The organism is Pseudomonas sp. UBA5666, assembly GCF_002420785.1.
Taxonomy (GTDB): domain Bacteria; phylum Pseudomonadota; class Gammaproteobacteria; order Pseudomonadales; family Pseudomonadaceae; genus Aquipseudomonas; species Aquipseudomonas fulva.
The window spans coordinates 20,997-35,142 of the sequence record NZ_DIIQ01000051.1 but is presented as its reverse complement, the minus strand read 5'-3'; the positions used below and the strand labels follow the sequence as shown (position 1 = coordinate 35,142).

General features: G+C 62.5%; 11 protein-coding genes. 4 read left to right on the top strand and 7 right to left on the bottom strand.

Annotated features, from left to right (window positions below; translation table 11 throughout):
* Positions 1 to 24: 24 nt before the first annotated feature.
* On the bottom strand, positions 25 to 510 hold the full coding sequence (locus tag B2Y33_RS21935; protein ID WP_110607306.1) for a YajQ family cyclic di-GMP-binding protein: 486 nt from the start codon (positions 508 to 510) through the stop codon (positions 25 to 27).
* Between the two features lie 99 nt (positions 511 to 609).
* Here B2Y33_RS21935 and B2Y33_RS21930 point away from each other — a divergent pair, with 99 nt between their 5' ends.
* The 3 genes from B2Y33_RS21930 to B2Y33_RS21920 are packed head-to-tail and all read left to right on the top strand — an operon-like array spanning position 610 to position 4,162.
* On the top strand, positions 610 to 1,527 hold the full coding sequence (locus B2Y33_RS21930) for a putative 2-dehydropantoate 2-reductase (protein ID WP_181073583.1): 918 nt from the start codon (positions 610 to 612) through the stop codon (positions 1,525 to 1,527).
* Positions 1,528 to 1,563: 36 nt separating this feature from the next.
* Positions 1,564 to 3,594 (top strand): ATP-binding protein, encoded by a 2,031-nt coding sequence (locus tag B2Y33_RS21925; RefSeq protein ID WP_206405650.1) that lies wholly within the window; start codon positions 1,564 to 1,566, stop codon positions 3,592 to 3,594.
* 1 nt (position 3,595) lies between these two features.
* Positions 3,596 to 4,162, top strand: coding sequence for a cob(I)yrinic acid a,c-diamide adenosyltransferase (locus B2Y33_RS21920; protein ID WP_206405649.1), 567 nt, complete (start codon positions 3,596 to 3,598; stop codon positions 4,160 to 4,162).
* Between the two features lie 29 nt (positions 4,163 to 4,191).
* Here the strand turns inward: B2Y33_RS21920 and B2Y33_RS21915 are convergent, their stop codons facing one another.
* The 3 genes from B2Y33_RS21915 to secA all read right to left on the bottom strand — a co-directional run bounded on the left by B2Y33_RS21915 (position 4,192) and on the right by secA (position 9,405).
* Positions 4,192 to 5,136: a Nudix family hydrolase gene (locus B2Y33_RS21915; protein ID WP_206405648.1), complete on the bottom strand. Its 945-nt coding sequence runs from the start codon at positions 5,134 to 5,136 to the stop codon at positions 4,192 to 4,194.
* A 106-nt stretch (positions 5,137 to 5,242) separates the two neighbouring features.
* Positions 5,243 to 6,460 carry a bifunctional glutamate N-acetyltransferase/amino-acid acetyltransferase ArgJ gene (gene argJ, locus B2Y33_RS21910; protein WP_206405647.1) on the bottom strand — a complete coding sequence of 406 codons (1,218 nt, stop codon included), beginning with the start codon at positions 6,458 to 6,460 and terminating at the stop codon, positions 5,243 to 5,245.
* A 209-nt stretch (positions 6,461 to 6,669) separates the two neighbouring features.
* Positions 6,670 to 9,405: a preprotein translocase subunit SecA gene (gene secA, locus B2Y33_RS21905; protein WP_206405646.1), complete on the bottom strand. Its 2,736-nt coding sequence runs from the start codon at positions 9,403 to 9,405 to the stop codon at positions 6,670 to 6,672.
* 353 nt (positions 9,406 to 9,758) lie between these two features.
* Here secA and B2Y33_RS21900 point away from each other — a divergent pair, with 353 nt between their 5' ends.
* The gene (locus tag B2Y33_RS21900) at positions 9,759 to 10,214 is read left to right on the top strand and encodes a DUF721 domain-containing protein (RefSeq protein ID WP_028687205.1); all 456 of its coding nucleotides are present in this window, start codon (positions 9,759 to 9,761) and stop codon (positions 10,212 to 10,214) included.
* 391 nt (positions 10,215 to 10,605) lie between these two features.
* Here B2Y33_RS21900 and lpxC read toward each other — a convergent pair whose 3' ends face one another.
* From lpxC to ftsA, 3 genes are all read right to left on the bottom strand, one after another.
* A complete protein-coding gene (gene lpxC / locus B2Y33_RS21895) occupies positions 10,606 to 11,517 on the bottom strand; it encodes a UDP-3-O-acyl-N-acetylglucosamine deacetylase (RefSeq protein WP_023534425.1) in 912 nt (303 codons plus the stop codon).
* 112 nt (positions 11,518 to 11,629) lie between these two features.
* Positions 11,630 to 12,826, bottom strand: coding sequence for a cell division protein FtsZ (ftsZ, locus tag B2Y33_RS21890; protein ID WP_012274054.1), 1,197 nt, complete (start codon positions 12,824 to 12,826; stop codon positions 11,630 to 11,632).
* 55 nt (positions 12,827 to 12,881) lie between these two features.
* A complete protein-coding gene (gene ftsA / locus B2Y33_RS21885) occupies positions 12,882 to 14,141 on the bottom strand; it encodes a cell division protein FtsA (RefSeq protein ID WP_023534383.1) in 1,260 nt (419 codons plus the stop codon).
* Between the last annotated feature and the right edge of the window lie 5 nt (positions 14,142 to 14,146).

Here is a 14,146-nt window from a genome sequence, read left to right as displayed (position 1 = left end):
GCACGGGGGTTCCGGCGGCCCGGATCAGTCGCGGAAGTTGTTGAACTGCAGCGGCATGTCAAATTCCTTGGTACGGAGCAAGGCGATGGCTTCCTGCAGATCATCGCGCTTCTTGCCAGTGACCCGTACCTGCTCGCCCTGGATGGCGGCCTGGACCTTGAGCTTGCCATCCTTGATGGTGGCGACGATCTTCTTCGCCAGGTCCTTGTCGATGCCCTCGCGGAACTTGGCCTCCTGCTTTTTCTCCTTGCCGGACGGATAGGGGTCCTTGGTTTCCAGGCACTTGACGTCGATTTTGCGCTTGACCAGGGCCAGGCGCAGGATTTCGATCATCGCCTCGAGCTGGAACTCTTCCTCGGCCGTGAGCATGACGGTCTGCTCTTTATCCTTGAACTCGAAGCTGCCCTTGCCCTTGAGGTCGTAGCGGCGGTCAAGCTCCTTGATGGCATTGTCGACCGCGTTCTGCACTTCGTGCTTGTCCAGTTCCGATACCACGTCGAACGAAGGCATGGTTACTCTCCCAAAATAAAAGCGCGCTCGGACTGAAGATGGAGCGCGCTGGGTTTGACGGTTAAAATGCGGGCTCATTATAACGGTTGCGAAACGCATATGAGCAGCACCTGGCACATTCTCGGCGCAGGAAGCCTGGGCAGCCTGTGGGCCTGTCGTCTGGCGCGGGCCGGCAAGGCCGTGCGCCTGATCATGCGTGACAGCACGCGTTTGCAGGCTTACCAGCAAGTGGGCAGCCTTGGCTTGCTGGAACAGGACCTGACCGCCCATTACGCCATACCGGCCGAGACAGCCCAGAGTGATGGGCCGATCCACCGCCTGCTGGTGGCCTGCAAGGCCTATGACGCGGCGCCGGCCGTGGCCAGCGTTGCCAGCCGTCTTGTGCCCGGCGCCGAGGTGCTGTTGTTGCAAAACGGCCTGGGTAGCCAGGACGAGGTGGCCAGGCAGGTGCCGCAGGCCCGCTGCATCTTCGTCTCCAGCACCGAGGGCGCCTACCGGGAACGTGACTGGCAGGTGCGCTTCGCCGGGCAGGGGTACAACTGGCTGGGGGACCCGGGCAATCCTGCTCCACCGCCGTGGCTCGAGGATTTGCAAGCAGCGGGTATCCCTGCCCAATGGAGCCCCGATATCCTCAGCCGGCTCTGGCGCAAGCTGGCCATTAACTGCGCGATCAACCCGCTGACCGTGCTGCACCAATGCCGCAACGGGGGCCTGCTGGGCCATCTCGATCAGGTGCAGGCACTGTGCGTTGAGCTCGAGCGTCTGTTGCGTCAGTGCGGCCAGCCGCACGCCGCTCAGGACCTTGAACAGGACGTGCAACGGGTCCTCCTGGCCACTGCCACCAACTACGCTTCGATGTACCAGGATGTACGGGCTGGCCGGCGTACCGAGGTACAGTACCTGCTTGGCTATGCTTGCCAGGCAGCCCGCCGACATGGGCTGCACCTGCCGCATCTGGAACACCTGCTCCAATGCCTGGTCGATAACTTGCGCGTGCGGGGCTTGCCCTGCGACTGACGCGGCCCTTGAACCCACACGGACATCGCCTTGCCCATGACGCTGCGTCAACGCCTGGAGAACCTCCCCGTCGGGCAGAAGCTGCTGGCAGCTTTGCTGGTCTTGCTGGTGACCATTCTGCTGGTGGCGAACCTGACCTTCATCAGCGCCGCCTACTGGATCACCCAGGAAAGCATGGCACCGCAAGCGCTCCAGACCATCGGCCGGCTGGTCTCCAATCCTGAGCTGTCGACCCGCGCGGCAGACGACCCCACCTCGGCCCAGGCGCTGCTCGATGAACTGGACAGCTATGCGCCGCTGCGCGCCGCCGCCTTGTATGGCAGCGACGGGCGCATGCTCGCCCAATTGCAGCATGGCGCCCCCCTCACACTGCCCAAGCGGTTTCGCAACATAGAAGGCTGGCGATTCATGGAGTTTCGCAGCACGCAGCTGATTCGCCTGCCACGGGCCGGTAGCCCGCCGGGGCATTTGCTACTGGTAGCCAGCAGCGAGCTGCCCACCGCCTTCTACACCGGCACGCTCAGCGCGAGCCTGGCCATTCTGGTGTTCAGCGTGCTGTTGTGGCTCTTCATCGCCCGGCAGATCAAACGCCTGATCACGCAGCCGATCAACCAGCTCGAAGAGCTCAGCCGCCAGGTCACCCGTGAGGAGAGCTACGCGCTGCGGGCCCGACGCGGCAACGACGACGAGATCGGTAGCCTGGTCAATGCCTTCAATACGATGCTCTCGCGCATCGAAGCCCGGGAGCACCAGCTCAAGCGTGCCCGGGACGAGTTCCAGAGTGCCTACGACCAGGCCCAGGGCCTCGCCGAGCAAACGCGTCATACGAACCGCAAGCTCGAGCTCGAAGTGCAGGTGCGCAGCAAGATCGAGAAAAAGCTCACAGGCTTTCAGAACTACCTGAACAGCATCATCGACTCCATGCCGTCGGCCCTGATCGCCTTGGACGAGCAGCTGTACGTGACCCAGTGGAACCAAGAGGCAACGGCGTTATCCGGCACGACCCTCAACGAGGCGCTCAACCAACCGGTGTTCATCGCCTTCGCACCGCTAAAACCCTTCTTGCCACAGTTGAAGGACACGGTGGAGCGGCACCGGGTGGCGAAAATCGAGCGTGTTACCTGGCACAAGGATGATGAGCCGCGGCATTACGCATTGACCTTCTACCCGCTCACCGGCGGTGGAGGCCGGGGCGTGGTGATCCGGATCGATGACATCACCCAACGTCTGTCGCTCGAAGAAATGATGGTGCAGTCGGAAAAGATGCTCTCGGTCGGTGGCCTGGCGGCCGGCATGGCCCACGAAATCAACAACCCGCTCGGGGCCATCCTGCATAACGTGCAGAATATCCGCCGCCGCCTGTCACCTGATCTGCCGCGCAATCTTGAGCAAGCCCACGCGCTGGGCATCGACCTGACCACGGTCAACGCCTACCTGCAAAGCCGCGAAGTGCCTCAGTTGCTCGATGGCATCCAGCAAGCGGGTGCCAGGGCCGCCAAGATCGTCACCCACATGCTCAGTTTCAGCCGTCGCAGCACGCGCGAACTGGCGCCCTGCGACCTCCCTGCCTTGATTGACCAGGCGGTGGACATAGCAGGCAACGACTTCGACCTGGCCATTGGTTTCGACTTCAAAGGCCAGGCCATCGTGCGCCAGTTCGACCCGGCGCTGGGGCCTGTGCCCTGCACCGCCAACGAACTGGAGCAGGTATTGCTCAACCTGCTCAAGAACGCCGCCCAGGCCATTCACCAGCGCCCGGCACCTTGCGAGCCAGGCCGTATCATCTTGCGCACACGGCTTGCGCCGCCCTGGGCAGAAATCCAAGTGGAGGACAATGGCGTGGGCATGCCCGAAGCCGTGCGCAAGCGCACCTTCGAGCCCTTCTTCACGACAAAGGAAATCGGCCAGGGCACCGGTCTTGGGCTTTCGGTGTCGTACTTCATCATCACCAATAACCACAAGGGGCAGATGGAGGTGCATTCCACGCCTGGGCAGGGGACCTGTTTCACCCTGCGCCTGCCCCTCGGCCAGCCGCATCCGCCGCTGCCGGTCACCACGGAGCAATGACATGGGCTACCGCTTGTCCAAAATCTATACCCGCACTGGCGACACAGGTGAAACCGGCCTGGGCGATGGTCGGCGTGTGCCCAAGGATCATCCACGCATCGAAGCCATCGGCGAAGTGGACAGCCTCAACAGCCAGCTTGGCCTGTTGCTGGCCGGCCTGGATGAACAAGGTCTGGACGAAGTCAGCCGCGTTCTGGCGCCCTGCCAGCACCGCCTGTTCGACCTGGGCGGGGAGCTGGCCATGCCCAGTTACCAGGCCCTGACCACGGCAGAGGTGGAGCGGCTGGAGGCGGCCATCGATGAGTGGAATGACGAACTGGGCCCACTGAAGAATTTCATCCTGCCCAGCGGGTCGGCCCTGGTCGCCCAAGCACACGTGTGCCGCAGCCTAGCACGCAGCGCCGAGCGACGCTGCCAGCACCTCAATACCGTAGAGCCGCTGGAGGGTGTCGGCCTGGCGTACATCAACCGCCTATCGGACCTGCTGTTCGTTGCCGCCCGTATCATCGGCAGGCGGCAAGGCATTGCCGAGGTCCTGTGGCAGCCGGCCGATAAACCTCAAGGCTGACGCCAAGCGCTTGCCGCACCGGTCCGGCGTCAGAGGGTCGGCCAGAACGCCCTGATACCCGCAACGCCCTGCGCCCCGGCTAGCCAGGCCTGTTCGCGGTCCGCTGGGCCCACGCCACCGAGCAGGTACACCGGTTGGTCGAACCCGGCAATCAGGTGCTGGGCCTGTTCCCAGCCAAGCGGCGCGGCCTCTGGGTGACTTTCGGTACGCTGGACCGGCGACAGGGTGACGAAGTCGACCCCCATCTGCTGGGCCAGGGCAAGCTCCTCGGCAGTGTGGCAGGAGGCGGCAAGCCAGCGCTGGACCGGGAACGGCCTGCCCTTGTCGGCATACTTGCGCAACTGCGCTGCCGTCAGGTGCCAGCCTGCCGACGGGAAGTCGCCTAACCACTCCAGAGGCCCCTTGAGCATGAGCTGGGCCTTGCCCGCGCATAACCCCACCGCATCAACCGCCACATCGCGGTACTTGGGGTCGTACATGTCCGGTGCACGCAACTGGATCAGCCGGATGCCACTGGCCACGGCCTTCTGGATACCCTTGAGCATGTCAGGCACGTCCAGGCCGTCGGGTGTGATCAGGTATTGATCCGGCAGCCGGGCAGCGTTGACGATGGGCTTGTTGGCCTCGGGAAACGCATGGTCCGGCAGCTCACGGGGCACGACCCAGGCCAGCGGTTGCCCCTCGGCGCCATGGGGTTCACCGTTGAAGGCCTCGACCTCGCGCACCTCGAGCAGTACGTGTTTGTCGGGGTAGTCGTGACTGACCTTGATCAAGGGCCGCGAGCGCGTTACCTGGATGCCCAGCTCCTCGTCGAGCTCACGCGCCAGCGCGGCCTCGACGCTTTCACCGGGCTCCACCTTGCCTCCCGGAAACTCCCAGAGGCCGCCCTGGTGTTGGGTGTCGGCGCGGCGGGCGATGAGTATCCGCCCGTCCATGCCCCGAATCACGGCTGCAACGACGTGAACCCGTTTCATCGGTCACACTCCGTCACGCCAGCCGTGGGCAATGGGGTTGGCATAAAGCTCATGGTTCTGCTCCCTTGGCATTGAAACATCGGGACCGCGAGCGGCCCCGGCTGCATCAGGTGCGGTACTCGGCGTTGATTTTCACGTATTCGTGAGAGAGGTCGGTGGTCCAGATGGTTTCACTGCACTGGCCACGGCCAAGGTCGATACGGATGGTGATTTCTTCCTGGGCCATCACCCGGGCGCCCTGGTCTTCGGTATAGCTCGGACTACGACCGCCCTGGCTGGCAATGCACACCTCATCCAGGTAGACATCGATCAGGCTCACATCCAGCGCGGGCACGCCGGCACGCCCAACCGCTGCGAGGATGCGGCCCCAGTTGGGATCGGAGGCGAACAGTGCGGTCTTGATCAGCGGCGAATGCGCCACGGCGTAGCCGACGTCCAGGCATTCCTGAGGGTTGCCACCGCCGTTGACCTGCACGGTCACGAACTTGGTCGCCCCCTCACCGTCACGGACAATGGCCTGTGCCACCTCCATGCAGACCTCGAACACAGCCTTTTTCAAAGCTTCGAACAGGGCTCCGCTGGCTTGGGTGACTTCCGGCAGGTCGGCCTGGCCGGTGGCGATCAGCATGCAGCAGTCGTTGGTCGAGGTATCACCGTCGATGGTGATGCGGTTGAACGATTTGTTGGCCCCGTCCAGCATCAGGTCCTTGAGCACGCCTGGCGCGACCTTGGCGTCGGTGGCGATGTAGCCCAGCATGGTCGCCATGTTCGGGCGGATCATGCCCGCGCCCTTGCTGATACCGGTCACGGTCACGGTCACGCCGTCGTGCTGGAACTGACGGCTCGCGCCCTTGGGCAAGGTGTCGGTGGTCATGATGCCGGTGGCCGCTTCAGCCCAGTTGTTTTCCGACAGGTTGTCCAGGGCAGCTTGCAAGGCACCTTCGATCTTTTCCACCGGCAGTGGCTCACCGATCACGCCGGTGGAGAACGGTAAAACCGACTCGGCGGACACACCGGCAAGCTCGGCGAGTTTCGCGCAGGTCCGCTGCGCCGCTTCCAAGCCGGGGGCGCCCGTGCCGGCGTTGGCATTGTCCGTGTTGGTCAGCAGGTAGCGTACGGTACCCTGCACCCGCTGCTTGGCCAGAATCACGGGGGCGGCGCAGAAGGCATTGAGGGTGAACACACCGGCCACACTCGAACCCTCGGCGCAGCGCATGACCACCACATCCTTGCGCCCCGGGCGCTTGATGCCGGCGGAGGCAATACCGAGTTCGAAACCCGGGACGGGGTGCAGCGTAGGCAAAGGACCAAGACCAACAGCCATTGGAGCGCTCCTAGAAAATACGTGTGGTGAAAAAAAGGGCCGCTGTGCGGCCCATCTTTGGCAAGCCCGGGCGAACCGGGCATACCGCATGGCTTGAATCGACGCAGCTCAGGGCGGCGCTGGCGTGTCGGCGATGGGCTGCGCAGTAGCCCCTTGGCAGTGAGCAGCCAGCACGGCGCCGTGCGCCCTGTGACGGCCTTGCGGTCAGATCACTCGATCTGGCCGTGGCAGTGCTTGAATTTCTTGCCCGAACCACACCAGCACGGCTCGTTGCGACCCAGTTTCTGCTCGTTGCGCACAGGCTCGGCAGCCACGGCTACCTCAGCGCCCTCCTCGGCCAACTGCTCGCTTTCAAGACCAGGTGCGGGCGCGTGTTCGAACTGCATGCGGCTGGCCAACTCTTCGGCGTCGCGGCGCAGGCGTGCTTCTTCCTCGGCAGGGTCTTCGCGACGAACCTGAACGTGCGAGAGCACACGGATGGCATCGCGCTTGATCGACTCGAGCAGTTCCTGGAACAGGGTGAACGACTCGCGCTTGTACTCCTGCTTCGGGTTCTTCTGGGCGTAGCCGCGCAGGTGGATACCATGACGCAGGTGGTCCATGGTCGACAGGTGGTCCTTCCACAGGTCGTCCAGCACACGCAGCAGGATCTGCTTCTCGAAGGTGCGCAGTGCTTCCATCCCGGCCTGGTCTTCTTTCTCGGTGTAGGCCGTGGTGATTTCGTGCAGCAGCTTCTCGCGCAGGGTCTCTTCGTAGAGGTGGTCGTCTTCGTCGAGCCACTGCTGGATCGGCAACTTCATGGCGAAGTCACTGGACAGCGAGGCTTCCAGGCCGGCCACGTCCCACTGCTCAGGCAGCGATTGCGGCGGGATGTGCTGGCTGATGGTGGCGTCGAGTACTTCCTTGCGGAATTCGGCGATGGTGTCGCCCACGTTCTCTGCGGCCAGCAGGCTGTTGCGCATGTGGTAGATGACCTTGCGCTGCTCGTTGGCCACGTCGTCGTATTCGAGCAACTGCTTGCGGATATCGAAGTTGCGGCCTTCGACCTTGCGCTGGGCCTTTTCGATGGCGTTGGTGACCATGCGGTGTTCGATGGCTTCGCCCGACTGCATGCCCAGCGCCTTCATGAAGTTCTTCACCCGGTCAGAGGCGAAGATGCGCATCAGGCTGTCTTCGAGCGAGAGGTAGAAGCGGCTGGAACCCGGGTCACCCTGGCGACCGGAACGACCGCGCAGCTGGTTGTCGATACGACGCGATTCGTGACGCTCGGAGGCGATGACGTGCAGGCCACCGGACTCGATCACCTGCTGGTGACGCTTCTGCCAGTCGGCCTTGATGTGCGCGATCTGCTCGGCCGTTGGGTTTTCCAGTGCGGCCACTTCAGCTTCCCAGTTGCCGCCCAACAGGATGTCGGTACCGCGACCGGCCATGTTGGTGGCAATGGTCAACGCGCCTGGCGCACCGGCCTGGGCAATGATCTCGGCTTCCTTCTCGTGGTACTTGGCGTTCAGTACCTTGTGCTCGATGCCTTCCATGTGCAGCAGGTTGGACATGTGCTCGGAGGTTTCGATGGTGGCCGTACCCACCAGCACCGGCCGGCCTTGCTTCAAGGTTTCCTTGATGTCGGCGATGATCGCGGCGTACTTCTCTTCGGCGGTCAGGTACACCAGGTCGTTGTGGTCCTTGCGCGCCAGGGGCTTGTTCGGCGGAATGACCATCACGTTCAGGGCGTAGATCTGGGCGAACTCGAAGGCCTCGGTATCGGCGGTGCCGGTCATGCCCGACAGTTTCGAGTACAGACGGAAGTAGTTCTGGAACGTGGTGGAGGCCAGGGTCTGGCTCTCGGCCTGAATGTTGAGGTTTTCCTTGGCCTCGATGGCCTGGTGCAGGCCTTCGGACAGACGACGACCCGGCATGGTACGCCCGGTGTGCTCGTCGATCAGCAGCACCTGGCCGTCCTGCACGATGTACTCGACGTTGCGGTGGAACAGCTTGTGCGCGCGCAGACCGGCATAGACGTGGGTCAGCAGGCCCAGGTTGTGCGCCGAGTACAAGCTCTCGCCCTCGGCCAGCAGGCCGACCTGGGTCAGCATTTCTTCGATGAACTGGTGACCGGCTTCGTTGAGCTCGACCTGGCGGGTCTTCTCGTCGATGGTGAAGTGGCCTTCCTGGGTGACCTGGCCTTCGACTTCCTCGATGTGCTGGGTCAGGCGCGGGATCAGGCGGTTGATCTCGATGTACAGCTTGGAGCTGTCCTCGGCCTGGCCGGAAATGATCAACGGCGTACGGGCTTCGTCGATGAGGATCGAGTCCACTTCGTCGATCACTGCGAAGTTCAGCTCACGCTGGAACTTCTCGTCCTGGCTGAACGCCATGTTGTCGCGCAGGTAGTCGAAACCGAATTCGTTGTTGGTACCGTAAGTGATGTCGGCAGCGTAGGCTGCGCGCTTTTCTTCCGGCGGCTGGAAGGCCGAGACGATACCGACCGACAGGCCGAGGAACTCGTACAGCGGGCGCATCCAGTTGGCGTCACGACGGGCGAGGTAGTCGTTGACGGTGACCACGTGCACGCCCTTGCCGGACAATGCATTGAGGTAGACGGCCAAGGTACCGACCAGGGTCTTGCCTTCACCGGTGCGCATTTCCGCGATCATGCCCTCGTGCAGGGTCATGCCGCCAATGAGCTGAACGTCGAAGTGACGCATGCCCATTACGCGCTTGCCAGCCTCACGGGCGACGGCAAAGGCTTCGGGCAGCAGTTGGTCCAGTGTTTCGCCTTTGGCCAAACGCTCCTTGAACTCGGCAGTCTTGCCACGCAGCTGCTCGTCGGAGAGGGCCACCATCTTCTCTTCGAAGGCATTGACGATACTCACCGTCTTGAGCATGCGTTTGACTTCACGCTCGTTCTTGCTTCCAAAAAGTTTCTTTAACAAAGGCGCAAACATATTGGCAGGATCTTCCACACGTAGGGATGGAGGGCGGCCCCATGAGTCGCCCGTGCAGCCCTAAGGCCGCATGCGAACGAGCATTCTACCCGGAAACGATGGTGATGAAAGTGGTGGATTCCACGATGCTGGCACAGCGCTTTTACAGGGGCGTGTCTTAGATAGGGGCATTTCCCCTGAGTTCAAGACCTGGAAAGATGAAAGCGTTCAAGACTCGCCTGTGCGCGCTGCCTTGCAGGGCCTGGCCCCGGTAGCGTCAGGCGCAGCGCTTGGCCAGTGGGCTCAACCGCTGGGTGATCGGGACAGACGCTGAAGTGTTAGACTGCCCTACTTGTAACCTCATGCGTATACCCATGGCCTACAAACCCTCCCCCGCCCAGCCGCCCTCGGCGTTGCTGCGCCAGGTTCGCCCGCTGCGCCTGTTGCTCAACCAGGCCGAGCGCCTGGAGCACCTGCAACGCCTGGTCGAAGGCCAGTTGCAGCCGGCTGCACGCGAGCACTGCCACGTGGCGTCATGGCGCGACGGTACCTTGCTGCTTGTGGTAACCGATGGGCACTGGGCCACGCGCCTGCGTTACCAGCAAAAGCGCCTGATGGCGGCGTTGCAGGCAACCGATGCGTTCGGCAACCTCAGGCGTATTCTTTTCAAGGTGCAACCACCCTTGGTACCCGCCAAACGCGGCGGGCATGCGGCCGAGTTGTCCAACAGCGCGGCCGAGAGCCTGCTGCAGACGGCCGAAGGCATCACTGACGCGAAATTGCGGGCAGCACTGGAGCGCCTGGCGGCGCATGCGCAGGCCAAGGACTGAGCGATTTGCCAGGGGGCTTCGGGCGGCAGCAACCAAGATTTTGAAGGCGTTACAGACTGCGCTGTTCAGCCTGATGGTGCTAGCCATCCTCGGCGGCGCCGCGCTTGGGGGGCCGCCATTACTCACAGGTGCATGCGCGCCTGGATCATATCGAGGATGAAAGAGCCGCGCGCAAGGGCAGCCCCAGGGCCAAGCCGATGGATCGCATCCACCATCGAAGCCTGAGTCGATGCCTTTGCCGCCTCGGCGCCGCAGGATACAGTCCGACGCTGCCCCGACTTACACGGTCGGCTCGGGCCATCTGGATGGATTGATGGGTGTCTCTGCCCATAAGCAAGCCATAAAAAAGGCCACCCGAAGGTGGCCTCAATGAACTAGAGAGTGTTCGAGCTTACACAGCCGCGACAGGACGCATATACGAGATCGGCGCCGTGCTGGCATCTTCGAAAGTGACCACTTCCCAGGCATCGGTTTCGGCAATCAGCTTGCGCAACAGCTGGTTGTTCAGCGCGTGACCGGACTTGAAGCCCTTGAACTCGCCTATCAGGCTGTTGCCCAGCAAGTACAGGTCGCCAATGGCGTCGAGAATCTTGTGTTTGACGAACTCGTCTTCGTAGCGAAGACCGTCTTCGTTCAACACGCCTTCCTCATCGACCACGATGGCGTTTTCTACACTGCCGCCCAGCGCAAGGTTGTGCTTGCGCAGGTATTCGATGTCACGCATGAAGCCAAAGGTGCGGGCGCGGCTGACTTCCTTCACGAACGAGGTGCTGGAGAAGTCGACGCTTGCGCTCTGGGTCCGGTTGCGAAGCACCGGGTGATCGAAGTCGATCTCGAAGCTCACCTTGAACCCCTCGAAAGGCAGGAAGGTGGCGCGCTTGTCGCCCTCTTGCACCGTTACCTCACGCAGGATGCGGATGAACTTCTTGGCTGCGTCCTGTTCTTCCAGGCCGGCAGACTGTATCAGGAATACGAAAGGTCCGGCGCTGCCATCCATGATCGGTACTTCCGAGGCGGAGAGCTCGACGTAGGCGTTATCGATGCCCAGGCCCGCCATGGCGGAGAGCAGATGCTCGACCGTATCGACCTTGACGTCACCGTTGACCAGCGTCGTGGACATGGTTGTCTCGCCGACATTGGCCGCACGCGCCGGGATCTCGACCACAGGGTCGAGGTCGGCGCGGCGGAAGACGATGCCGGTGTCAACAGGTGCAGGCTTGAGGGTCAGGTAGACCTTCTCCCCAGAGTGCAGACCGACACCTGTGGCACGGATGGTATTCTTCAGGGTGCGTTGTTTAATCATGGCATTGGCCGCTTCAGCGCAAATTGCGAACAGTTATCAACAAAGGCTGGCGATAATACCAGACCCAACCTTTGATGAATACCAATCACCTTCATAGCCCTGATAAATTTCATTAATCAGCCTGACGACGCAGGAAGGCCGGAATATCCAGATAATCCAGGTCATCCTGAGGGTTCAGCTTGGCCGCCGCTGCCGCACCCGCGTGCGCCTGATTGCGCATGACGGTCGGGCGCTCCAGATCACGGTAGTTGACGGCTGGCTGCTCCTGACGCGCAGGGGCAGGGTTGGACGCCTCGTAGGCCTGCTGGGCAGTCTGCAGGGTGTTGTCCACCACCTTGACCGGCTTCTCGATACGCGCACCCAAGCCGGTGGCCACGACGGTGACATGCAGTTCGTCGCGCATGTCTGGGTCGATCACGGTACCGACCTTGACCATGGCATGGTCGGAGGCGAACGCTTCGATGATGCTACCCACGTCGGAGTATTCACCCAGGGACAGGTCCGGACCTGCGGTGATGTTGACCAGGATGCCACGGGCGCCCTGCAGGTTGACGTCCTCGAGCAGCGGGTTGCGGATCGCAGCCTCGGTCGCCTCGCGAGCACGGTTCGGGCCACTGGCGCAGCCGGTGCCCATCATGGCCATGCCCATCTCACCCATCACGGTGCGCACGTCGGCGAAGTCGACGTTGATCATGCCCGGGCGCTTGATGATGTCGGAGATACCGCGAACGGCACCGGCCAACACGTCATCGGCCTTGGCGAACGCGGACAACAGGCTTGCGTCCTTGCCCAGGATGGTCAGCAGTTTCTCGTTGGGGATGGTGATCAGCGAGTCGACGCTTTCGGCCAGCATGCGGATGCCTTCATCGGCGATCTGCATGCGCTTGCGGCCCTCGAACGGGAACGGACGGGTCACCACTGCCACGGTGAGGATGCCCATTTCCTTGGCCACTTCGGCGATGATCGGCGCTGCACCGGTACCGGTACCGCCGCCCATGCCGGTGGTGATGAACACCATGTTGGTGCCTTGCAGCACTTCGGCGATGCGCTCACGGTCTTCCAGCGCGGCCTGACGACCGACTTCCGGATTGGCGCCAGCACCCAGGCCCTTGGTCACGCCAGTGCCCAATTGCAGGATGGTGCGCGCACCAATGTTCTTGAGCGCCTGAGCATCGGTGTTGGCGCAGATGAACTCCACGCCTTCGATGCTGCTCTTGACCATGTGATTGACGGCGTTACCACCACCACCACCTACGCCGATCACCTTGATGACCGGGCTTTGCGGGACGTTGTCTACGAGCTCGAACATTTTCCCTCTCCTTACAGTTCTCTAGTTGTCGCGCCTACCACTACTGCTTTGAAACTTAGAAGTTGCCTTGTACCCACCGCTTGAAGCGCTCAAGCACCGGGGCCTTCGGTTCATCGCCATAGCTGTTGTTGCTGCTGCTGTTGCCGGTCAAGGGCAGGTCTTCGGTCTGCTTGTGCAGCCCGTAGGTAAGCAAGCCCACACCGGTGGAATAAATCGGGTTGCGTACCACGTCGCTCAGGCCGCGCACGCTGTGCGGCACGCCCAGGCGTACCGGCATGTGGAAAATTTCCTCGGCCAGCTCGACCGCGCCTTCCATCTTGGCGGTGCCACCGGTCAGGACGATGCCAGCAGGCACCAGGTCCTCGTAGCCGCTGCGGCGAAGTTCAGCCTGGATCAGGGTGAAGAGTTCGTCGTAGCGCGGCTCGACCACTTCGGCCAATGCCTGGCGCGACAGTTCGCGCGGAGGACGGTCGCCAACGCTTGGCACCTTGATGGTTTCACCTGCACCTGCCAGCTTGGCCAAGGCGCAGGCATAACGGATCTTGATTTCCTCGGCATACTGTGTGGGCGTACGCAGGGCCATGGCAATGTCATTGGTCACCTGGTCGCCGGCAATCGGAATGACGGCGGTGTGGCGAATGGCGCCTTCGGTGAAAATCGCGATGTCGGTGGTGCCGCCGCCGATGTCGACCAGGCACACGCCCAGCTCTTTCTCGTCGTCGGTCAGTACCGAATAGGCCGATGCCAGTTGCTCGAGAATGATGTCGTCGATTTCGAGGCCGCAGCGGCGCACGCATTTCTCGATGTTCTGGGCGGCATTGACGGCGCAGGTCACCACGTGAACCTTGGCCTCCAGGCGCACGCCCGACATGCCGAGCGGTTCGCGCACGCCTTCCTGGTTATCGATCACGTAGTCCTGCGGCAGGGTGTGAAGCACCCGCTGGTCCGCCGGAATGGCCACCGCCTGGGCGGCATCGAGCACACGCTCAAGGTCGGCCAGGCTGACTTCGCGATCGCGAATGGCGACGATGCCATGGGAGTTCAGGCTGCGGATGTGATTGCCTGCAACGCCCACGAAGGCCGAGTGGATGCGGCAGCCCGCCATCAGCTGAGCTTCTTCAACGGCGCGCTGGATCGATTGGACGGTGGACTCGATGTTCACCACCACGCCTTTTTTCAGGCCGCGGGACGGGTGTGTGCCGATCCCGACGATTTCCAGCGTGCCGTCTTCGCCCACCTCACCTACCAAGGCCACTACCTTGGAAGTGCCGATGTCCAGCCCGACGATCATTTTGCCGCTATGCGCGTTTGCCATGGTCC